We start from the raw sequence: 22867 nt of genomic DNA on the forward strand, positions 1-22867 counted from the left end.
TACAACTAACTTGATCAAGTTACTTGATCATTATTTCCCAGTGTTGCCAAGACCCGATGAGCCCGAACCCCACAAGGTCCGTCGCCCGGCTGGCCGGAACGGCAACGCCCGGGCAGGCCGGGCTCCCGCTACCCCGCCGGGCGGATCTTCCCGGCCACGGATTCCAGGCGTCCCTCACGCACCGCCAGCTCCAGGCCCTGCTGCAGGCACCGGGAAACCCCTTCGGTCATGCGCCCGTACCCCAGGGCGCCGAGGGCTGCCCGCTTGAGTTCGTCGACGCCGGATTCCTTGGCGGCGAAGGCAAGCGAACACATCAGGTTGGCGATCTCACGAGGACTGATCTCGTGGACTTTCACGTCGTGCTTCGCGAACTCCGTGCGGTGATCGATCCAGCGGTCTTGCTGTTGCGTCGCCGGCCAGATGAACCCGTCGATATCCGTGGTCCAGGTCTTTTGGTTGAGGGCTGCAAGCATTGCTTTCTCCCGGGCGGCCGAGACTCGTCCGAATTCATAGGTGTTGATGGCCAGCTTGGCCAGGCTTCGCTCGTGGATCGGCCATTCCGCCTCCACGATTTCGGCCAAGAGGGCTGCCGCCTTCTTCTTACCGGCGGCGCTCTTTAGTTGATCCAGCTCGCCGGTCTTGCCAACCAGGCGGAAGTCCCACTGCTTGTATGGGGCAGACTTTCCCGGATAAATGCGGGGTTGTTTTTTGGCTGTCGAGTCTTGGGCGTCCTCTGCCGCAGGAACCGAGGAATCTTCTCTCCCGCGCTTCGAGGCGCCATTGCCCGGCGCGGCTTCCCTGGCAGCTTGTTCCTCCCGCACCCGTTCGAGTTCGGAATCAATCGAGTCCAGGACGGCTTCAGGATCCTCCAGCCAGGACGGCAGCCATATCCGCATCACCGATTCCCAGCCGAGCAGGTTGCGCAGGACATCCTGCGGCAGGCCGTCGCGGTCACCAACGGTCTTGCGCGCCGCCCACGGCCCGTTGTCCAGCAGGATGGCCATCAACGGTTCCCCGGGGCGGTCGGCGTCGGCCACCGTCAGGTCGATCCTGAAGTCCGACAGTCCGACGTTAGTCGCCACGACATGGCCGCGCTCTTTCAAACGTGCGGCAACCTGCTCGCGGTGCCTGTCACGCGCGATGGCCGACAGCGACCCGTTGCCCAGCATGTAGGTTCCCTCGTCCGCCAAGTCCAGGTAGGCCCGCAGGTGCTTGATGCCGAGTGCCGAGGAGTCCTCGGCACGCAGGTCGGCGGGGGCGAAGCTCGAGAAGACCACGACCTGGCGGCGCGCACGGGTGATCGCAACGTTCAGGCGCCGCTCCCCGCCGACGTTGTTCAACGGGCCGAAGTTCAGTGGCAGCTTCCCGTGTTCGTTGGCGCTGAAGGCGGTGGAGAACAGGATCACGTCGCGCTCGTCGCCCTGCACGTTTTCGAGGTTCTTCACGAAAAGCCCATCGGCGTCCGTCTCAAGGGCGGCCCCCAGGCGTTCGTCCCCGTGGTCGCGCAGCAAGCCCTCGATCAGGTCGCGTTGCGGGGCGTTGAAGGTGACAACGCCGATGGACGGAATGGCCGAAGGCGAGGCATCGAAGCGGCACTTGATCTCCGCGACAATGCGCCCGGCCTCCACCGGGTTGGTGCGCAGCAGTGCGCCGGCACCCGTGCGGTGGAAGGTGCCGTCGACCCGCACCAGGGAAATCCCGTAGCCGTCCGCTCCTGCCTGCGCTGCACCGTTGGACGCGGCCCCGTTGGTCACTGCACCGTTGCGCGGGGACGGGAAGGACGAGAGCTTGCCGTCGTAGTAGTGCCGGTTGCTGAAGGCGATTAGCGACTCGTCCTGGCTGCGGTAGTGCCAGGACAGCCAGCGCCGCTGGACCCGGGCCATGACACATTCGGTCAGGATCGATTCCTCGTCGGCAACAAGCATCTCCGACTCCGGGTCTTCGTCGGGATCCAGCGAGACTTCGGCGAAGGAACCGGGCGGCATCTGCTTGCTGTCGCCCACCACCACCGCCGACTTGGCGCGGCCCAGGGCGCCGATCGCGTCGGCCACCCGTATCTGCGAGGCCTCGTCAAAGACCACGATGTCGAATTCCCCGGCCCGCGGCGGGAAGAAACGTGCCGCGGAGTCCGGGCTGACCAGCACGCACGGCAGGATGGTGGTGATCAGGTCCCCGTAGGAATCCATGAGCCGGCGCACGCTCATGCCGCCCCTGCGGCGTTCAAGCTGCCGGGCCAGCTCCCCCATGCGTTTCTCGGCGGCCTTCAGGCGATCGGTACGCTGCCGGGTGATGATTTCGGGCAATGATTTTGCCAGGTGCCGGCGCAGGGATCTGGCCGAGTCGGTGAACCGTTCGATGGCGCGCGCCTGGGTATCGCCGTTGAACTCGTCCAGGCCGTGGGCCGCGAGCCGTTCGGCAAGGGCCGCCTCCGCCATGCCGCGCATGAAACCACGCAGCGCGGCCTCTGCCGGGAATTCGCCGGTGGCAAGTTTCGACCAAGCTTCATCCAGCCCGTTTGCGCTCAGGATTTCCAGGGTGTCGACAAACCCGACCCAGCGTTCCAGCCCGCGTTGGGCCGTCCGCCCGGTGCCGCGCTCGTCCGAGGTTCGTTGGAACCCGTCCAGGAATCCCGGTGCACCGGGCCATGCGGTGTGGGTGCCGGCATCCGGCGGGAGGAGCGCCACCAGCGAATCCCAGGCCCTCGCAATTTCACGGAGTTCCCCGGCGAGCGCCGTGGCAAGTGGCGAGTCATTCCCTAGGACCTTGCGCAGCTGACTGGTGTAGTCCCCATCTCGGCCTACCTTCCCGCTCGAGGGCAACAGCACGGCCAGGCACAGCAGCCTATCGCGCTGCTCGGCAACGCGCCGGATATCCCCGTCCGCGAACGGGTTCCAGTCCTCCAACAGGCTGATCCCCGCAAGGGAAGCCAGCCCCTTGGCCAGCCGTGAACGTTGCGCCCGCGCCTCGATCAGGTCCGCCACGATGGTCACGAGGTTCTTTGCATCAGTGTCGGCACCCCTCCAGTTTTCGCCGAAGTGTTCGGAGATGACCCGCAGCCGCCGTTTCTTGCGGCCGAATCCCAGGAACCCAAATTCGTCGGCAACCGTGGCAGCTTGGTGGGCCGGGGCAAGATCAGCCAAGAGCACCGACGGGTCAACGATGGCGGGCAGCCAGTTCATGCGCTGCACCAGCGCCGTGGCTTCACCCAGCAATCCGTCGCTCGTCGACTTCCATTCCGGGGTCGCGGCGGCATCAAGCACCGGGACGGGAACCCGTTCCTCCAGAAGTTCGGCGAGATGGCGCAGGTCTTCCGGTTCCGTCGCCAGCCGCAGCAGGGAAGCCACCCCGGCATCCACATGGACATGTGCCGCCCCTGCCAGTGCATGCGTCAGCCTGTCGGCCGCTTCCAGCACGGCTTCTTGCCGGTCCTCGGCGATGGGCCCGCCGAGGAACCCCCACGGGTGGTCTTTTCGCGGGCGCGCGGGCTCCGCCGCTTCGGGCAGCCTGCTGAGCGCCTCGCGCACCACGTCGACCTCCGCCTCGCCGGCCCGTGCGGCGAATGCCTCGGTGACAGGCAGTGCCTCAATGGCGGGATGCATGGACAGGGCGATGTTCCGGGCACCGTAGGCGGAATAGCCCGACGGGCCCTCGTCATGGAGGTCGCGCGCATAGCCGGCCAACCTGCGGGTGGAAGCGGTCAGGTCGCTTGCGGTTAGGGACATCCCGGCCTCGTCGGCGAAGACCAAGTGGTCAAGCGAGGCCTTGATCTGCGCACGCACGGCGTTCGGGGACGAGCCCTTGTCATGGAGGTCCAGGGCGAATTCGCCCAGGCCCACCTCGTTGAGGCGCTTGCTCACAACCTCCAGCGCGGCACGTTTTTCCGCCACGAAAAGCACCCGCTGCCCCGAGGCCATGGCGTGTGCCAACAAGTTGGTGATGGTCTGGGACTTGCCCGTGCCCGGAGGGCCCTCGAGCACAAACGTGCGCCCGGCCTGTGCTGCAGCGACGGCCTCAAGCTGGGACGCGTCGGCGGGAACCGGGCAGTCGGCTGCCAACCGATCCAGGTCAACGCTGGGCTCCGCGGAACCGGCACCCGCGGGGTCAACGAATTCGTTGGTCGGGGATTCGACCAGGTGCCTGACCAGCGGTGCGGCCATGAAGGTTTCCCAGTTTTCGTCCAGGTCCTTCCACATCCGGAACTTCGCGAATTGCAGGATCGCCAGGTCCGCGCTTCCCTCCACGTGGAAGGGAAGGTCCGCCTCGGCCAACGCGTTCCGCAATGCGCCAATCGCCGCTGCAAGGTCGATGCCCGATTCGTCGCGGACCGGGTCCTCGAATCCCGGGATGCGCAGTCCGAATTGTTCGTGCAGCTTTTCGCTCAGGCAATAGTTCGGGGTGGAGGTTCCCGTCTCATCCATCTCGATGCGGAAGTGCTTTCCGCGCCCTGCTGGTTTCAGGTGGACGGGGATCAGGAACAACGGGGAGCGCAGGGCCCGCCCGTCCATTGACCAGTTCAGCGAGCCCAGGGCCAGGTAGAGGTTGTTGGCGCCGTTCTCGTCAATGATCCGCTTTGCCGCGCCGGCCATGCGGCGCATCTTTGAGAGGTAGGGAGCCGAATCCAGACGGGTGTAGGCCCTCCCCCGGGAAAGCAGCAACTCGGTCCGGCGTTCGACGGGCAGCAGCGGCCCGGTTTTGTACCGCTCTTTGTCCAATGCGCCGATCTCGTCGGCGGGCAGCAGTTCGATGGCTCTGCCGTTGTTGACCAGGTCTTCGAGGCCGTCCACGACGTTGTCCGGGACCGCCAGCGGAAGGCGGGAGCGGTCAGTGAAATTCAGCAGTCGGTTGCGCAGGGAAAGATCCAGCAGCCCGTTCTTCCAGGCGGCAATGCGCGGCGGTGCCGCCTTGCCCGTGGCGGCCGGAGCCTGTTGGCGGCGTTCGGATTTCTCCTTGAAAAAGCGTTCCAGGGTGTCCGACTGCGCCGCACGGTACTCAACCACGGATGGCTTGCCTGTCTCCGAGAGGCCCCGGGCCGGCAAGGGGGTGATTCCGCTGCGGCGTGCCTGCCGGATGTCGATGGCGAACGTCAGCTGCCCGGCGGCAACGGAATCCAGGGCAAACTCGCGCTTGGTCGCGGCCGAGGACTCGGCGATGGACATTCGTCGGTCGTTGGTGATGGCTGTGGTCTCCACGATGCGCAGGTGCTCGGCACCCACAAGGTTCACCAGCGCTCGGGCCCCCTCGGCATCGAGGCTGCTGCTGGGCAGTCCCCCGTCCGGGATGCGCCAGTACGCAAGGAATGCGTGTCCCCTCGCCAACCAGATCACCGAGTTGATGCCCACACGCTCGAGCAGCGCCGCCATGAGCAGAGTGGTGTCCAATGCGGTGCCGAGTTTTTCGCCCAGCACCTCCTCCGCTCCGCGGATGTACTGTCCGCCGGTCGCCGCCAGATCCCAATTCGCCGGCGGGTTACCGCGGCGGATGCCGAGCGTGCACAACACCTCAAAGATCGATTCGACGGACTGGTCCACCCGCTCGGAGCCACCCAGGCGTGAGGCGGCGTTCTCGCTGCCGGTACGCATGCGGAACAGGTCGTCGGCCTCGGAGAGGAGTTCGGCCAGCCGGGGATGCTGCGGTTGCACGAACGCGGCCAGCAGCTCGGCGTTGGCTTGGCTTCCCGCGCCCGGCCAATAGCTTGCCGGCAGCAGGTCGACTTCGACGGACTTCTCGGCCAGAAGCTTCCCGTTCTCTGCAACCCTGACAATGAGCTTTCCCGGACGACGGGAATCGATCAGGGCGAAGGCAGCAGGATCCAGCACCACGTCCAGGTCGTGGAGAGTCGTCACTCCGGAAGGCAGATCCATGCAGCGCTCTGCCACCGCGGAGACGGCCAGGTTGCCGCTCATCACGACGGCCGTCACCAGGACCTGGCGCCGCTCCCCACCTCGGTTATCGAGCACCACCCGTTCGAGGATGCGGGCATGCGTGTGCGCAGTGGCGTAATTGACTGTTCTACTATGTGCAATGTCTACCAGAACGGGTCTGTCGTTCAGGGTGCGGCCGGAAGCCGGTGACTGGTCGCCCGCGGCGAAAGCTTGAACCAGCTCCGCCATCTGGCCCGCCGAATAGTCCAGGTCCAGTTCGGCCAGGAAATCTTCGCAGGTTGCCAATGCGCGCCGCACGTCCGCTTCGGTGAATGCCGTGCCGTTCACCCAGATCTGGTGGATTTCCTGCAGCCGTCGGGTCCGTTGTTCCTGCTCCGCCGAAAGGCCGGGTTCACTGGAAAACGACAAGTGATCACGTAATTGTGCGGATAGGTCAACGATGCCCACGGACGGCGCCGGGCTTCCCAGCGCCTGGTCGAGCTGTCCCATCAGTCCCGCCCAGCCGGCGGCCGCGGTCCTTGCCGCCTGCTTCTCGGCCGCGAAAGTGTCCAGTGCCGTCGAGACGATTTCCAGTGCCGTTCCCACATAGTCACGGTGAATCATCAAGAAAGCCATCCTCAGTTCAAACGCTTGCACCGCCTGCCGCGGGACTCCGGATTTGTCCCTCCAAACCTATCCCACGCGGGAAAAGCCGCGGGCCACGGTGGTCTCGGGCCAGCCTCATCGGGCCGGCCGACAATACAACAACGACTCCCCGTCGCCGGCTGTCCAAACACGCCTTGACCAGACGATGTCGGGTTTCCAAAGTCAGTTTTCTCCATGGCACGAAGGCTGACGCGTTGATCCACTTCGAGTATCGTTGGCCGCACGCGGCAAGGCATCCGCGGAGAACTGAATAGTCTTCTGATCACACGCGGCTGGAGAATCCCGGACAGCACTCGGGCACCGACGGGCGTAAGCACCCGCAATCCACCAGATACCGAAAACGGCCGTGTGAGGAAACTCCGGAGAGCGACCCCGGGATGGGTGGCTCACCGCATTGAACCCTTCGATGAACGGTAGACCCCCCCACATGAGCATTCCCGCCGCATTGCCCGCCGCCGTTGCTGACAGCAATTCCACGGATATCCTCGCCATCGCCAACTCGCCGTTCCTCTGGGCCTGCGCCGTCGGCGTCTTCTTGGTCATCGTTCTCCAGAGCATCATCTACCTGAAGGCAGCCGATACCGCAGCGCCCCACGTCGGGATGACAAAGGACGAGCTCAAGACCAGCTTCCGCGCCGGCGCCATCTCCGCACTGGGGCCCTCGCTGGCAGTGGTCATGGTCGCCGTCGCGCTGCTCACGGTCTTCGGAACCCCCGCCGTGCTGGTGCGCATCGGCCTGATCGGGTCGGTGTCCTATGAAACGGCGGCCGCGGCCATCGCCGCCAAGACCGCCGGCGCCGAACTCGGCGGCCCCACCTACACCCAGGCGGTCTTCGGCCTGGCCTTGGCCGCCATGAGCCTGGGCGGGGCCATGTGGATGATCGCCACCCTCATCCTGACCCCACTGCTCAAGCGCGGCGACTCGGCGCTGCGCAAGGTCAACCCCGCCATCATGCTGGTTGTTCCGGGCGCGGCGATGATCGCCGCATTCATGGTCCTTGGCCTCGGGGAACTGTCCAAGTCGTGGCTCCACGTGGTCGCGTTCGTGTCCTCGGCCGCGATCATGACGGTCCTGATGCTTATCGCCAAACGGGTCAACAAACCGTGGATCAAGGAATGGGCGCTGGGCATCGCCATCATCCTGTCCCTGGCCATCACATACGCCGCCACCCGCCTCCCCTGACGCCAAGAAAGGCAAAGAGCACACCATGAGCAACATGACGCAGGTGCACCAGGCGCTTGGCGCCTTCGACAAGACCACCTCCCGCTGGGGCCGGATCACCATGATCATGGGCCTGTTCTTCTCCCTGGCCGCCCCCGCATACCTGGTCTTCTTCGCTGGCCTGGACATCACGATCTCCGGCATCCTCACCGCCTTCGGGGCGCTCGCCGCGGTGTTCGGCGTAATCTGGATCGTCGAGCCGCTAACCTATTTCCCGATCCTCGGGGCCCCCTCCATGTACCAGGCGTTCATGATCGGCAACATTTCCAACAAGCTGCTGCCCGCCGCGATGATCGCCCAGTCGACCATCGGTGTGAAGGCCGGCACCCGCAAGGGCGAGCTGGCCACGATCGCCGCCATCTGCGGCGCGGCAACCGTCCACTTGCTCTCCCTGTTCATCTTCGTGGGCCTGCTGGGCACTTGGTTGGTCAGCGTCATCCCGGTCGACGTTGTCCACACCGTCCAGCTCTACATCCTGCCCACCGTCATGGGCGCGGTGGTCGTGCAGGCGATCGTGAGCCAGAAGGCCCCGCGCTCGGCGGTGATCGCCCTGGTGGTCTCGCTGATCGTGGTGTTCGTGCTGGTCCCGCTGATCCCCGGATTCGCCCTCTACGCCACGGCCGTGGCGGTGATTTCCACCGCGGCGCTCGCCTGGCTGCTGCGCGACCGCTCCAAGCTGGGCGCCCCGGAGGACGTCACGGCGGAGACCGAGCTGCCGGAAGGCCCCGTGTACTAGGACACGGATTTGGCCATGGCCTGGCCTGCGATATTCACTGAAAACAAGATGTTGGCCGGCAGCAGCTCTTGGCCACGCCGCTGCCGCCCCGAGGCAAGGAAACAACACCCCCATGGCAAACACCATCCCGCAGTCCCTGGCGCTGACCGAGGACTCCACAGCCGAACTGGTCGAAACCTACAAGTACCTGCACGCCAACCCCGAGCTGTCCATGCAGGAGCACCGGACCGCCGACTACCTGGCCAAGCGGTTGGAGGACCTTGGATTGGAGGTGTTCCGCTGCGGCGGCACCGGCGTGGTGGGCGTGCTACGCAACGGCGAGGGCCCGGTCATCGGCCTGCGCGCCGACACAGACGGCCTGCCCGTGCTCGAGGACACCGGCCTCGACTACGCCAGCACCGCGACCGGAAACCTGGATGACGGCACCGAGGTCCCGCTCATGCACGCCTGCGGCCATGACACCCACATGGCCACCGCGCTGAAGACCGCCGAGCTCTATGCCAGGGCCAGGGACGCCTGGGCCGGGACAATCGCGTTTGTGCTGCAGCCCGGGGAGGAAACCGCAGCCGGCGCCCGCGCCATGGTCGATGACGGCCTGTGGGACAGGGCGCCGAAGCCGGAGATCATGTTCGGCCAGCACGTGATGAACGGGCCGGCCGGGACCGTCTCGCTGATGGGCGGAGCGGCCATGACCACCGCCGACTCGTTCAGGGTCACAGTCTTCGGGCAGGGCTCGCACGGGTCCATGCCCGAGCGCTCCATCGACCCCATCGTGCTGGGCGCGGCCATGGTGCTGCGCCTGCAGACCATCGTCTCGCGCCAGGTGGCCCCGCAGTCCGCCGCGGTGGTGACCATCGGCTCATTCCATGCCGGGCTGAAGGAAAACGTCATCCCGGACAGCGCCGTGTTCACCCTCAACGTGCGCACCTTCGAGGCAGAGGTCCGGGACATCGTGCTTTCCTCGATCCGGCGCATCATCGCCGGCGAGGCCCAGGCCTCCGGCGCCCCGGAACCGCTCATCGAGGACATCTCCCACTTCCCGCCGCTGTACAACGACCCGGCGGAGACCGCCAAGCTTGCCGACGAGTTCCGTGCGGAGTTCGGGCAGGAGCGTGTCCTGCCGGGCACCCCGGCCATGGGCAGCGAGGACTTCGGCGCGCTGGCCGCCGCGATCGACGTCCCGTCCGTGTTCTGGTTCTTCGGCGGCAACGACGCCGAAACCCTGGCCGCGGGCCACCCGCCGGCAAACCACTCGCCGTTCTTCGCCCCGGTCATCGACCCGACGCTGGCCACCGGCGTGCGGGCCGCGGTCCGCGCCCTGTTCTCCAAGGTCGGCAAGAAGTAGCAGGTCCACACCCATCACACGAACGACCCGGCCCGGGTATCAACGCCCGGTCCGAGTCAGCGCGTCACCACTTCGACGTGCAGTGGCGTGCACATGTCGACGAGCCAATCCCTGTCCGTGGGATTGGAAAAGATCCTGGCATACCCCGGATCAAGCGAGAGGTCCCCGGATCTTACGCGGTCCCCGAAGAGCACGATGGCCTGGTCGGTATTGCACCGGTGGCTCATCCAAATCAGGCCGTCGAAGCCGGCACGGTGTGCGGCCCTGGCCCACTGGACGGTGATGCCGTGGTGCCTGGAATCGGTGGATGTCAGTTGGCCGTGTTCCAGCCGCAACCGGCGCAGACCGGTACCCATGAAATTTGCCAAAGTCAGCGGCCGCCTTGTCGTAAAAGCACCTATCGCCGCCCTTATGTAGCTGGCATGTTGGACGTTTCCCCCGGATGCGGGCACGTCATGCAGGATGGACTCGCAAACCGCCGAAACCTCGGTTTGGGCGGCATACAGCACGGGAACGTTCACGCTCTTGTCGTCTTCAAAAAATGCAAACCTCGTGGGTTTGGCGCTTGCGCTGCCGGGATTGAAGTCCACGGCAGAGCGCCCCGACGCGATGGAATACACCCTGTACCACCGCGTCGAGGACGGCACCTCATAAGCGATCGGGTCGATCTCGCCAATCGGTGGGACCGGCACCGGTGCAGGTTCGGGCACCGTTACCACTCCATTTCGAAGGCCGCCCCGAATGCCATGGCAACCTCGTCGGTAGCATTGAGTCGGTCCACCGGCCGTTGTCCATCCAGTGTGGCGCTGGGGCTGAGCAGCCAGAGCGCCACTTCATTCTGGGTCAGTTCCTGGTCACGGGCCTTGCGCAGCACCAACAGAATCGTTTCGTGGACCTTGCCTTCACGCGTGAACTGGAACTTGGGAAAGAGGATCTTGTTTCCACGCTCGATACCCAGCGCCCGGTTCTCGCGTCGCCAGGACCGGGCCCGCCCGGCTCCCGGTTTCGATCCAATCTCCGCATCGGCTTCCCCACTGGAGAGCATGACGAATTCTTGCTCCGCGCTGCGGAAAACGTTCTCCGTTGCCTGCACGGATCTGGCGCTTTGGGGGCTGGCGGTTGTCGCAAGTGCACTGACGGCCGCACCAAGACTGGCGGATGCCTCGGCAGCCTCGATTGCGTCGGCCACGATCCGCGCGATCCGTTCGGTTGCGCCAACAGAGGCAACCTTGCTGGGTTCATATGCGATGGTGCCGCCGCCACGCAACTTCCAGGTTCGTCCGGTTTCTTGCGCCATTAGACCCGCCTCTTCCCACGAAACCTACAGCTCAAGTTTAGTTGTGGATTCCGTGGAAGCCTAGGGGCGTCGCGACATCAACGGCATGGAGCCCGACGCCGAAAACCGCGGGCCCTTCCACCGTGAGGTGGGCGCGTCCCCGTGCGCCTACGCCTCCTCAGACCCGGCGCGCGTAGTCTTCCTTCAGCACTTCCAAGTGCGACCACGACGCCGTGCGCTTGATCCCGGGCAGCGCTCGCAGCTCCTCGAGCGAATCAAGGAGTGCGGCCGGCGACCGGCCCACCAGCGTCGCCACGGCATCGAACCTGCCCACGGTCTCGGCGGCAAACTCAACGTCCTTTGAGTTCCGCAACTGTTCTAGCACCTCGCCGTGGCCGCCGTTGAGATTCAGCCCGACCCCCATGGAGAGTTGCCGCCCGTGTGCGCCGCGCGCCTCCACCGCGCTGATCTTGATGATGCGCAAATCCAGCAGCCTTTGCACGCGCACCCGCACCGCGGTGGCCGAGAGGCCCACCTCTGCGGCCATCTGCCGGTAGCTGGCCCGGCCGTCGGCCTGCAGCAGCGCGATCAGCCGGGTGTCCATGGCATCGATCGACGCGTCCCCGGTGTACTTGGAGATGAAGAAGCCCTTGAGCACCGAGGTGTAAACCAGGGTGTCGATCTTGGCCACGCCCGGCAGCCGGCGCACGTTCGCCAGGGTCCGGTGCAGCTCCTCGTGGCTCGTCACCCGGACCTCGGCAATCAGGTCGTGGTCGCCGCCCACCGCCGAGACCAACACCGTGTCCGAGTCCCGGACAAGGTGTTGGGCTATGACGCGGACCGGTCCCTCGGCCACGACCGACACATGGGCGATCACCCGCTGGCCCAGGAACGACGGGTCCACCGCCGCGAGCACCCGTACGGTACCCGAATCCAGCAGCTGCTGCACTCGGGTGGCAATCGTCGCCCGGGGCGCACCCAGCTCCCGGGAAATGTCCAGGAAGCTGGCGCGCCCATCGACCTGCAGGGCCCGGATGATCGCCGTGTCAAAGTTTTGCGGGTCTTTCATGGCACCTTCATATCTCAGGTTTGTTTCGACTCTGGAACAAAAACTGCGTCTGACCGCGTGAATCTTTTTCGCCTTGCGAGCAAACATCGAAAGATCCAAACAATAGTGAAGATTACCGCACAAATGACGCATTTATTGTGTTTGCCGTCACGCTTTTCCGTGGCTACAGTTGTGCGAATCACAGACAAGTTCTGGCTAGAGCTGGAAAAGGTGGAATCTCCCATGGAACAAAACAGGGCCGCAGTGAAAGAATTCAGTCACGCCCGTGCAAGGCGAGCCGGCATGGCTGCCTTTGTCGGCACCGCCATCGAGTGGTACGACTTCTACATCTACGCAACGGCGGCGGCGCTCGTCTTCGGCCCGTTGTTCTTCCCCGAGGCAGACCGGGCGGTCGGCGTTGCCGCCGCCTTCGCAACCTACGCCGTGGGCTTCGTGGTCCGCCCGCTCGGTGGCATCATCTTCGGGCACATCGGCGACAAGTTCGGTCGCCGCCCGTCCCTAGTCATCACGTTGCTGGTCATGGGAATTTCCACCGCCCTGGTGGGCTTGCTGCCCACCTATGCCAGCATCGGCGTCTGGGCACCGGCGCTCCTCATCGTCCTGCGCGCACTGCAGGGCCTGGCCGTCGGCGGCGAATGGGGCGGCGCGGTCCTGATGGCCGTGGAACACGCACCGGAAAAGCACAAGTCCTTCTATGGCGGCTTTGCCCAGCTGGGCAACCCCGCCGGCGCCCTGCTGGCGACACTGATGTTCAGTGCCCTGAGCTCCCAGGGTGATGACTTCTTGCTCAACGGCGGTTGGCGCATCCCGTTCCTGGTCTCCTTCGTGCTGATCCTGGTGGGCTTCTGGGTCCGCAACCGGGTCGAGGAATCCCCGGTCTTCGAGGCAAAGGTCGAGGGCACCGTTCAGTCCCTGCCGCTCAAGACCGCCATCGTCGGCAACTGGAAGGCGCTGCTGATCGGCGTCGGCCTGCTGCCGCTTTCCACCGGCGGCTACCAGCTGACCACCACCTTCGCCACCGCCTACGGCACCGATCCGTCGGTGGGCCTGGACGAAACCCTGATCCTGAACGCACTGGCAATGGCCGCGTTCGTGGAACTCGTGGCAACCCTGGGCGTTGCCTGGCTGGGCGACAAGTGGGGCCGCAAGCGCGTCATGTTCATCGGCCTGCTCGGCTCCATGATCCTGGTCATCCCGCAGTTCCTGGTCATGTCGACCGGACCCGAGTGGCTGCTCTTCGTGGCCTTCTGCGCCATGCGCCTGCTGATGACCGCAACCTACGCCCCGATGGCCGCGATCATGTCCCAGCTCTTCCCGCCGCAGGCCCGCTACACCAGCATCTCGCTGTCCAACGGCGTTGCCGCAGCCTTCTGGGGCGGCATCTCCCCGCTGGCGGCCACGCTGCTCTACGCGGCAACCGGCAACGTCTGGCCGGTCCTCTTCCTCTTCCTGGCCATGGGCGCCCTGAGCATCTTCTGCCTGTCCATCGCCCCGCAGCACCGTGACGAAGAACCAAAGCACGCAGCCACACCGAACACCATGAACGACCCGATTGGGGCCTCAAAATGAGAAAACTGCAGACCTTCGACGCCCCGGCACGCACCTTCGTGCCGCAGTTGGTCATCGCCTCCGGCATCCACACCATGGACCCGGAGAACCCTTCCGCAACCGCCATGCTGTTGCACGACGGCTACCTGCTGGCCGTCGGTTCCGAGGCCGAGTGCCGTGCCGCAGCCACCTCCTTGGGCCTGCCCGAACCGCGCGTGCAGGACTTCGGCGACGCCACCCTGGTTCCCGGCTTCATCGACGCCCACGCCCACCCGCTGATGTACGGGCAGCTGAAGACCTGGGTCGACTGCGGGCCGGACAAGGCCAAGAGCATCCCGGAGATCGTGGCGCTGCTGAAGGAACGCGCGGCGGCAACCCCCAACGGCCTGCCGGTGCGCGGCTACGGCTACGAGCAGACCAACCTCATCGAGCAGCGCCACCCCACCGCCAAGGAACTCGACGAGGTCGCCTCCGACCGCGAGGTCTATCTGATGAACGCCTCCGGCCACGGCGGCGTCGTCAACAACTACACCTTCGAGCTGCACGGCGTGGACAAGGACACCCCCAACCCGGCGGGCGGCGAGTTCTTCCGCGACGCCGACGGCGAGCTCACCGGCGAACTCTCGGACGCTGCCTGCAACATCCTCACCGGCCTGGAGGGCGTGAAGATCGGGCACCACGGCCCCAACTTCCACCTTGCCGACGCCCCCGAGGAGCATCTGCGCCAGCTGCAGATCGCCCAGGAGGGCTTCCTGGCCGGCGGCGTCACCACCGTGGGCGACGCCCAGGTCTCCCGCCGCGAGTTCGACATGTACCTGCGCATGGCCGAGGCCAACCAGCTCAAGATCCGCGTCAACATGTACCTGCTCTCCCACCTGCTGGACGAGGCAGCGGACATGGGCATGCACGGGGCCTTCGGCAACGCGCAGCTGAGCTTCGCGGGCTTCAAGTTCTACGCCGACGGCACGCTGGGCGGCTGGACCGCCTACTTCCCCGACGGCTACGTGGGCGACCCCTGCCGCACCGGCCAGCTCTACCACGAGCCCGCCGCGTACACCGAGCTGATCGCCAAGGCCCACCGTCTGGGCCTGCAGACCGCCACCCACGCGCAGTCCCCCACCGCGCTGGAGATGGTCATTTCCGCCATCGAGGCGGCCCAGGCCGAGCGCCCGGACACGGATGCCCGCCACCGGATCGAGCACTGCGGCCTCCCAACCGCGGAACAGATCACCCGCATGGCCGCGGCCGGCATCCACCCGGTCAACCAGCCGCAGCACTACTACAACTGGGGCGAGGGCGTCACCGAGGCGATCGGCACCCCCGGCGAGCGCTTCAACCCGCTGGGCGAATTCATCGCCGCCGGCGTGAAGGTGACCATCAGCTCCGACGCCCCGGTCGCCGAGCCGCTGCCGTTGGAGGCCATCCAGGCCGCCGCGACCCGCGTGACCCGCCAGGGTCACAAGCTGGGCAGCGACGACCTGCTCATCACCCCGGCGCAGGCCCTGGCCGCCCACACCATCAATGCAGCCCACGCGCTGGGCCGCGAGGACGACCTGGGCTCGTTGGTTGCCGGCAAGCGCGCGGACTTCGCCGTGCTGGCCGTAGACCCGCTGTCCGTGGAGGCCGGCGAGATCGCCGGGATCCGCGTCCTGGAAACCTGGGTGGACGGCGTCTGCCACTTCACCGCCGACCGAAATGACGACCGCGACACCGATCGCACCGCCAACGCACCCAAGGAGCCGGCACATGTCTAACCCGAATCCCGCCGCCACCATCGAGCTGCCCGAGGGCGTCGTGGCCAACAACGCCGGCCTGGACGTCATGACGGTGCTGCGCAACTACGGCATCGACACCATCTTCGGCATCCCCGGAACCCACAACCTGGAGTTCTACAGGCACCTGGCCCCGCTGGGCATCCGCCCGGTCACCTCCCGCCACGAGCAGGGTGCCGGCTACGGCGCCGACGGCTGGGCCCAGCAGACCGGCCTACCGGGCGTGGTCATCACCACTTCCGGCCCCGGCCTGCTCAACGCGCTCTCCGCCGCGGGCACCGCCTACTGCGAATCCCGCCCGCTGATCATCCTCTCCCCCGGTGTGCCGGTGGGCGAGGAGTTCGCGGACGTCGGGTCCCTGCATGAGACCAAGGACGCCACCGGCGCCGTGGGCGCGATCGTCGAATGGTCCCGACGCGTGCATTCGGGCGCCGAGGCCGTGCAGGCCATCCACGACGCCTTCGAGCTGTTCCGCTATTCCCGTCCGCGCCCGATCCACATCGAGATTCCGCTGAACATCCTCGAGGGGCCCTCGGACGCGCCTTTGGAGCTGCTGGAAGCCGTCGCCCCGCGCACCCCGCAGGCGGCCAACCTGGATGAGATCGCCCAGGCCGCGGCAGCACTGCGCGCCGCCACCAACCCGGTCATCCTGGCCGGCGGCGGTTCGCTGCGCGCCGGCAAGGACGTACTCGCCCTGGCCGAGGCCCTGCAGGCACCGGTCGTCACCACGCTGAACGGCAAGGGCGCGATCCCCGAATCGCACCCGCTCTCGCTCGGCTCGGACATCCGGCTGGATGTCGCCCAGAAGTTCTGCGAGCGGGCCGACGTGCTGCTGGTGATCGGTTCCAAGGTCGGCGAGGCCGAGCTCTGGTTCAACGAGCTCAAGCCCGCCGGCACCGTGGTGCGCGTGGACATCCTGGAGACCCAGCTGGATAAGAACCTGAAGGCCGGCATCGGCCTGGTGGGCGACAGCGCCGCGGTGATCCCGCAGCTGATTGCCGCCTTGGGCGACCACCGGGCACCCGCCGCCCCGGAGCTGGTCGCATTGCGCGGCCAGATGCGCGACGACGCCCGGGCCCTCTCCCCCGCCTTCGCCGCGCTGGCGGAGCAGGTCGCCTCGGCGGTCCCGGCCAACACCATCATCGGCGGCGACTCCTCGCAGGCCACCTACATGGGCACGGCAAGCTTCGTCCCGCAGGACACGCCGCACTCGCTGCTGTACACCCCCGCCTACGCGACGCTCGGCTACGGCCTGCCGGCCTCCATCGGCGCCCGCATCGGCGCACCGGAACGCCCGGTGGTCTGCGTGATCGGCGACGGCGCCCTGATGTTTGCCATCCAGGAACTCGCCACGGCCGTGGAACAGCGCCTCGACCTCGTGGTGGTCTGCGCGGACAACGGCGGCTACGGCGAGATCAAGCAGAACGAGCTGGACCGCGCCATCACCCCGGTGGGCGTGGACCTGGTGCAGCCCGACTGGGCGGCGCTCGCCACGGCCTTCGGCGGAAACGGCACCAAGCTCGCCGACGCCGAGGAACTGGCCCCGGCCATCCGGGCCGCGCTTGCCGCCGGCGGCGTGCAGCTCATCCACGTGCCCATGGCACTGTTCAACTAAGCGCCGACCCGAATGGGGGCTGCGGGGAAGCCTTTGCGCTTCCCCGCAGCCCTCATTCGTCTATCCCCGTCTTTCGCTTCCCCCTAGATTCAGGAGTTTCCCTTGTCAGCCACACCGCTTTCCACGCCTCAGGTCCTGATCACCGACGCCGCCGACCTTGACCACACCATCGCCCTGGACCTGCTCTCCGCCGCAGGCCTTGAGGCCGAGTACTTGAACTCCCGCGACCGCGGGGAAATCCTTGCCGCGGCACGGGGCTGCTCGGGCATCATCCTGGGTTACGCCTCGCTGGATGCCGGAATGATCGCCGAGCTTCCGGAGCTCAAAGTCATCGCCACCATGTCCGCTGGCTTCGACATGGTCGACGTCCGGGCCGCTGCCGACGCCGGAATCACCGTGTGTACGGTTCCCTCGGCGGCAACCCAGGACGTGGCAACCCACGCGTTCGCCGGAATGCTCGCGCTGGTCCGGCAGATCCCGCGCTCCCAGGCCCTCACGCGGGCCGGGGACTGGACAGGCACCGGGCTCCCGGTGCCGCCGCGCCCCGGCAACCTGACCCTGGGCCTGGTCGGGTTCGGCCGGATCGCCCAGTACCTTGCCGAGCTCGCCGCACCGGCGTTCAAGGAAATCATTGCGTACGATCCGTTCACCCCGGCGGAGTTCTGGCCCGGCAATGTGCGCCAGGCCGGGCTGGACGAGGTGCTGGCCGCGGCCGACGTGCTGAGCCTGCACACCCCGTTGACGGCGGAAACCGAAAACCTGATCGACGCCCGGGCGCTGGAGTCCATGCCGGACGGCTCCTACCTGGTGAACGCTTCCCGAGGCGGGCTGGTCGACGAGGCCGCACTGCTTGAAGCCCTGGATTCCGGGAAGCTGGCCGGGGCCATGCTGGACGTGCTGGCGGAGGAACCCGCACCGGCGGACCACCCGCTCGTCAACCACCCCTCGGCGATCGTCACCCCGCACACCGCCTACCGGAGCGACGCGTCGTTGCGCGAGTACATTGCTCTGCCCGCCCGCAACGTCATTGCCGTCCTGCGGGGCACCGAACCGGAAACGTCGCTCCGGGTTCCCGCCGCAGCGAACTAGGACGGCGACCCGCGTCGCTACCGGCCTTGCGCGATCAATGCCCACGCGCAAGGCTGGTAGTGACACTGCACCGACCCGCGGCGAGGAATCACCATGCTGAAACTTGAAGACCTCGACCTGGAGCGGATCGGCTGGGCCATGCAGGACGATCACTCCTTGGGTGCCGAGTTCTACCTGAACCTGGACACCGGCGAAATCGTGATTCCCGGCTTCGAGGAAGACCTTGCCATGGAGGACATCGAGGCGGGCAATTACGCCTATATCGACCGCATCGAACCCTACGAGTCATACCAACACATGGAGGACTTCGCGGTCTCGCTGCCGGACGGCCGGGCCCGCACCGAACTCGAGCAGACACTGATCCGCAGCCACCCCTTCCGGCATTTCAAGGACGTACTCGGCTCCTTCCCCGACGAACGCGAGGCCTGGTTCGAGTTCAAGGACCGGGCCATGCGCGTGGTCATCATCCGGTGGCTGGTCGGCATCAAGGCCATCGAGGACCCCGACCATGGTTTCGGCAACGAGGACAGGACTGACTAGGGACCCCGTCGGAACGTGAAGGCGTCAACGCCGGAAGGCTATGCGCCCGCCGGATACCGCACGCAATAGCGGTCCAGGTCGCCAGTGGTCGCCACGTAGTGCGCCGCGTGGGCGTGGAGCACGGTGCTGTCCAGCAACGGCAGCGGGGACAACGTGAACTGCTCGGCCAGCAGCGTCATGTCGGTGCACCCAAGGATCACCGAATCCGCTCCCTGGCTTTTGAACCACGACACAGCATCCAGGATGGTTTTCGCGTCCTGCTCGATGCAGATGCCGCGGATCAGCCGCTGGAAGATGGCCTCATCGACGGCCTCGGCAATCCCGGCCGGCGGGGTGATGACCGAGCATCCAAATTCCGCCGCGCCGTCCTGGTAGATGCCCGACTTTGCGGTTTGCGAGGTGCTGAGCAGGCCCTGCCGGGACAGTCCTTGCTCCCGTGCAGCGCTAAAGACCGCCTTGGTGATGTCCAGCACCGGCACAGACACCGCGTCGGCCATGTCATCAAGCATGGCGCTGACGGTGTTCGCGGTGACCACCAGGAAGTCGGCCCCGGCCCGCTGGACGGCCGCCAGCGCCTGCCGGATCGACACCTCGGCCTCATCCCGGCGGCCGGTCTTCAGGTCCGCGATCAGTTGGCCGAAATCGATGGCTTGCAGGACCATCCTGATGCTGCTGACTTGCGGCTCCACGGTGTTCAGCGGATTCGCGCGGTTGATCTCCTGCAGATACACGCAATCCGTGTGCACCGACATCCCAATGAGGCCCGGCACCAATTGTTGACGGCGTTTCGCATTGACCGGATATTCAGACAAGGGGGAATCCTTTCTGCGTGGCCGGTGAAGGTGTTCCAACCGGCTGACGGGTTCAGCCTAACGCCACCAGCCGCAGGAGCTGGCTGTACTACCGGCCAGGTTCTTGTACGCACGCGCGGCACCGGCTTTCAGGTGCGGGTCCACCCCGCAGCCCGCTACCCGACCGGAACCAACCCGGCCTCGGCGGCGCTGGACACCGGGAAGTGGCATTCGGCCATGTGCATCTCGTCGCGCGGTCCGACCGTGGGAATGCCTAGGGAAATCGTTCCCTCGGCCACACTGGTGGTTTCTTCCGGCCGCAGCGAGGCGCAGATGTCCTCGGCCTTCCAGCACCGGGTCCGGAAACGGCACCCGCTGGGCGGATCCAACGGCGAGGGAAGCTCGCCCTGCAACACGATCCGCCGGGCCGGGCGCATGGCCGGGTCGAGTTTCGGCGAGGCCGACATCAGCGCCGCGGTGTACGGGTGCAGCGGCCGGTCAAAGACATCCTCCGTGGAACCCGTTTCGATGATCCGCCCCAGGTACATCACCGCCACCCGGTCGGTCACGTGGCGGACCACGGACAGGTCGTGGGAGATGAAGATGTAGCTGACTCCCAGCTGCTGCTGCAGTTCGTTGAGCAGGTTCAGCACCTGGGCCTGCACCGAGAGGTCCAGGGCGGAGACCGGCTCATCGAGGATGATCAGGTCAGGGTCCAGCGCCAGGGCGCGGGCAATGCCGATGCGTTGGCGCTGGCCGCCGGAGAACTCCTGCGGGGTCTTGTAGGCATCGGTGGCACGCAGCCCCACCAAATCCAGCAGCTCGTTCAACCTCTTCGTTCGGGCAGCGGATCCGCGGTACAAATCCCGGTGCGTGGCGAATGGTTCGGAGATGATCTGGCCGGCGGTCATCCGCGCGTTGAGGGAGGCAAAGGGATCCTGGAACACCATCTGCACGCGCCGACGCCAGGCCAGAAGCGCCTTGCCCCTGAACGCAAACGGATCCTGCCCGTCGAAGCGGACGGTGCCGGAATCCGGCTGTTCCAGCATCATCAGCGTGCGGGCCAGCGTGGACTTTCCGCAGCCCGATTCCCCCACGAGGCCCAGGGTTTCGCCCTTGCGGACCGAGAGGTTGATCCCGTCGAGCGCCTTCAGCTTCCTGGATCCGGACGATCCCGCCGAGACGGTGAACGACTTGCTCAGGTTCTCCACCTCAAGGACGTTCGGCTTCCGGGTATCGATGTCGTTGACGCTCATGCGTTTTCCCCTTGCGGTGTTGGAGCGGATTGCGGCGAGGCAACTGGTTCGGCGGCGCGCTTCGGCGCCGCGCCCGCGGACAACGTTTCCGAAAAGTGGCAGGCGGAGAACTGGTTCTCTCCGCTGGGGCGCAGTTCGGGGCGCTTCTCGCGGCATACCTGCGCCGCGATCGGGCAACGGTCCTGGTACACGCACCCGGCGGGGATCAGCTGCAGTTCGGGCGGGCTTCCGGGAATCGAGGACAGGTCGTCCCCGCGCTGCGCGTGCGTGGGAACGGACTCGAGCAGGCCCTTGGTGTAGGGGTGGGTGGGCGCGGAAAACACCGTCGCGACCGGGCCGCGCTCGACCACGTTGCCCGCATACATGATGCAGACGTCGTCGGCCTCCTCGGCCACCACCGCCAGGTCGTGGGTGATCAGGACGACCGCCATGTCCTCCTCCTCGCGCAGGCGCCGCAGCAATTGCATGATCTGCGCCTGCACCGTCACATCGAGGGCCGTGGTGGGCTCGTCGGCGATCAGCAACCGCGGGCTCAAGGCAACCGCCATGGCAATCAGGATGCGTTGGCGCATGCCGCCGGAGAATTGGTGCGGGTAGGCGAAGACGCGCAGCTCGGGCTCGGGGATGCCGACGCGGCGCATCAGTTCGACGGCCTCGACCAAGGCCTGCTTCTTGTTCATCCCGCGGTGGATCCGGAAGGCCTCGCCCAGTTGCGTTCCCACCGTGTAGACGGGGTTCAGCGCGGTGAGCGCATCCTGGAAGACAATGCCCAGGCCCGGTCCCGCGACTTCACGGCGTTGCCGCGGGCTCATCGCGTTCAGGTCCGCGCCTTCCAATTCAACGCTTCCCCCGGCCACGGACGCCACCGGGTCCAGCAGACCCGCGATGGCCTTGGCGGTCACGGACTTGCCGCAGCCCGATTCGCCCAGCAGCGCCAGGGTTTGTCCCTTGTACGCCGTGAAGCTGACGTTGCCCACGACCCGGACGGTGCCCTTGGGGGTGCGGATGTCGACGTCGAGTCCCTCCACCTCCAGGACCTTTTCGGCGGTGGTTTGCTTGTGGGTGCGGGATTCAAGAACTTCCATCATCACTTTGCCTCCTTGGCTGCGGGCTTTGGGGATGCGGGCTTCAGGGCCTTGCGTGCCGGCTTGTCGAGCGTCAGGCGCCAGCGCTGGGCCGGATCCGTGGCGATGCGCAGCCACGCGGCGAGCATGTTTGCGGCAATGGCCGTGATCACGATCGCCAGGCCCGGCAGGATCGAGAGCCACCAGGCGGTCTGCAGGTACTGGCGCCCCTGGGCCACCATCAGCCCCCAGCTCACGTCCGGCGGCTGGATTCCGATGCCCAGGAAGGAGAGCGAGGACTCGGCCAGCATCACGTAGCAGAATTCCAGCGTCGCCAGGGTCAGCAGCGTCGGGGTGACCACCGGGATCACGTGCATGGCGATGATGGAGTTGGGCCTGGTGCCGAAGGTGCGCGCAGCATCGACGAAGGTGCGCGATTGCAGCTCGGCGGATTCGGCACGGGCGGTGCGCATGTAGATCGGGATGCGGGTGACGGCCAGGATCAGCACGATGTTGGCGACCGACGGGCTGAAGACGTAGAGCACCACCACGGCCAGCAGCAGCGACGGGAAGGACATGATGATGTCCGCGATGCGCATCGAGAGGCTCTCGCGCCGGCCCCGGTGGTAGCCGGCCCAGACGCCCCAGAGCGACCCGACGACCAGTGCCACCATGACGGCGGGAACCGCCACCATGAGGGTGGTGCGCGTGGCCACGACCAGCCGGGCGAGCACGGAGCGGCCCAGCGAGTCCGACCCCAGGATGTAGGCCCACCCGTTGGCCGGGTTGAAGGGCGCCTTGTTCATGAACATCAGGTTCTGCTTGGTGGCCAGCTCGCCCATGAGCGCGGGGCCGAAGAACGCAACCAGGACCACGAAGGCCAGGATGACGGCGCCCGCGGTGGCGAACTTGTCGCGCAGCAGCATCCGGAACATGCTCGGTCCGCCGAGGTTCGGTTTCCTGGCCGGGCCGGTGCGTTGGTCCCGGCGGGGCGCAGTGAGTGTCTGTGTCATGGTG

16 protein-coding genes are annotated in these 22867 nt (G+C 66.4%); 8 read left to right on the plus strand and 8 right to left on the minus strand.

The features are described from left to right. Positions 1-128: 128 nt before the first annotated feature. A complete protein-coding gene (locus JOF47_RS16700) occupies positions 129-6485 on the minus strand; it encodes a DUF4011 domain-containing protein (protein ID WP_245356933.1) in 6357 nt (2118 codons plus the stop codon). A 469-nt stretch (positions 6486-6954) separates the two neighbouring features. On the opposite strand from JOF47_RS16700, the gene JOF47_RS16705 reads away from it, so the two are divergent. From JOF47_RS16705 to JOF47_RS16715, 3 genes are all read left to right on the plus strand, one after another. Further along, complete coding sequence (locus JOF47_RS16705; RefSeq protein ID WP_210000462.1) at positions 6955-7710, plus strand: DUF5058 family protein; 756 nt, start codon at positions 6955-6957, stop codon at positions 7708-7710. A gap of 25 nt (positions 7711-7735) precedes the next feature. Continuing rightward, entirely contained in the window at positions 7736-8485 is a 750-nt protein-coding gene (locus JOF47_RS16710; protein ID WP_377737240.1) for a hypothetical protein, read from the plus strand. Between the two features lie 112 nt (positions 8486-8597). Next, on the plus strand, positions 8598-9830 hold the full coding sequence (locus JOF47_RS16715; protein WP_210000464.1) for an amidohydrolase: 1233 nt from the start codon (positions 8598-8600) through the stop codon (positions 9828-9830). Positions 9831-9886: 56 nt separating this feature from the next. On the opposite strand, the gene JOF47_RS16720 is transcribed toward JOF47_RS16715, so the two are convergent. From JOF47_RS16720 to JOF47_RS16730, 3 genes are all read right to left on the minus strand, one after another. Then, the gene (locus tag JOF47_RS16720) at positions 9887-10549 is read right to left on the minus strand and encodes an RES family NAD+ phosphorylase (protein ID WP_342592822.1); all 663 of its coding nucleotides are present in this window, start codon (positions 10547-10549) and stop codon (positions 9887-9889) included. Further along, a complete protein-coding gene (locus JOF47_RS16725) occupies positions 10543-11127 on the minus strand; it encodes a hypothetical protein (RefSeq protein WP_210000467.1) in 585 nt (194 codons plus the stop codon). The genes JOF47_RS16720 and JOF47_RS16725 overlap by 7 nt, the downstream gene beginning before the upstream one ends. A 157-nt stretch (positions 11128-11284) precedes the next feature. After that, positions 11285-12175 carry an Lrp/AsnC family transcriptional regulator gene (locus JOF47_RS16730; protein ID WP_210000468.1) on the minus strand — a complete coding sequence of 297 codons (891 nt, stop codon included), beginning with the start codon at positions 12173-12175 and terminating at the stop codon, positions 11285-11287. A gap of 282 nt (positions 12176-12457) precedes the next feature. Between JOF47_RS16730 and JOF47_RS16735 the strand changes: the two genes are divergently transcribed. The 5 genes from JOF47_RS16735 to JOF47_RS16755 all read left to right on the plus strand — a co-directional run bounded on the left by JOF47_RS16735 (position 12458) and on the right by JOF47_RS16755 (position 18739). Further along, the gene (locus tag JOF47_RS16735) at positions 12458-13744 is read left to right on the plus strand and encodes an MFS transporter (protein WP_245356407.1); all 1287 of its coding nucleotides are present in this window, start codon (positions 12458-12460) and stop codon (positions 13742-13744) included. Continuing rightward, positions 13741-15477, plus strand: a complete 1737-nt coding sequence (locus tag JOF47_RS16740; protein WP_210000470.1) for an amidohydrolase — start codon at positions 13741-13743, stop codon at positions 15475-15477. Before JOF47_RS16735 ends, JOF47_RS16740 begins: the two co-directional genes overlap by 4 nt. Continuing rightward, positions 15470-17110: a thiamine pyrophosphate-binding protein gene (locus JOF47_RS16745; protein WP_245356408.1), complete on the plus strand. Its 1641-nt coding sequence runs from the start codon at positions 15470-15472 to the stop codon at positions 17108-17110. Before JOF47_RS16740 ends, JOF47_RS16745 begins: the two co-directional genes overlap by 8 nt. Positions 17111-17212: 102 nt before the next feature. Next, the gene (locus tag JOF47_RS16750) at positions 17213-18199 is read left to right on the plus strand and encodes a C-terminal binding protein (protein WP_210000471.1); all 987 of its coding nucleotides are present in this window, start codon (positions 17213-17215) and stop codon (positions 18197-18199) included. Between the two features lie 93 nt (positions 18200-18292). After that, positions 18293-18739, plus strand: a complete 447-nt coding sequence (locus tag JOF47_RS16755; RefSeq protein ID WP_210000473.1) for a UPF0158 family protein — start codon at positions 18293-18295, stop codon at positions 18737-18739. Positions 18740-18777: 38 nt separating this feature from the next. Here JOF47_RS16755 and JOF47_RS16760 read toward each other — a convergent pair whose 3' ends face one another. From JOF47_RS16760 to JOF47_RS16775, 4 genes are all read right to left on the minus strand, one after another. Next, positions 18778-19551 carry an aspartate/glutamate racemase family protein gene (locus JOF47_RS16760; RefSeq protein ID WP_210000476.1) on the minus strand — a complete coding sequence of 258 codons (774 nt, stop codon included), beginning with the start codon at positions 19549-19551 and terminating at the stop codon, positions 18778-18780. Between the two features lie 155 nt (positions 19552-19706). Further along, complete coding sequence (locus JOF47_RS16765) at positions 19707-20786, minus strand: ABC transporter ATP-binding protein (protein WP_210000479.1); 1080 nt, start codon at positions 20784-20786, stop codon at positions 19707-19709. After that, positions 20783-21874 carry an ABC transporter ATP-binding protein gene (locus tag JOF47_RS16770; RefSeq protein WP_245356409.1) on the minus strand — a complete coding sequence of 364 codons (1092 nt, stop codon included), beginning with the start codon at positions 21872-21874 and terminating at the stop codon, positions 20783-20785. Before JOF47_RS16770 ends, JOF47_RS16765 begins: the two co-directional genes overlap by 4 nt. Further along, on the minus strand, positions 21874-22863 hold the full coding sequence (locus JOF47_RS16775) for an ABC transporter permease (RefSeq protein ID WP_210000483.1): 990 nt from the start codon (positions 22861-22863) through the stop codon (positions 21874-21876). The genes JOF47_RS16770 and JOF47_RS16775 overlap by 1 nt, the downstream gene beginning before the upstream one ends. Between the last annotated feature and the right edge of the window lie 4 nt (positions 22864-22867).

This window comes from Paeniglutamicibacter kerguelensis, from assembly GCF_017876535.1.
Taxonomy (GTDB): Bacteria; Actinomycetota; Actinomycetes; order Actinomycetales; family Micrococcaceae; genus Paeniglutamicibacter; species Paeniglutamicibacter kerguelensis.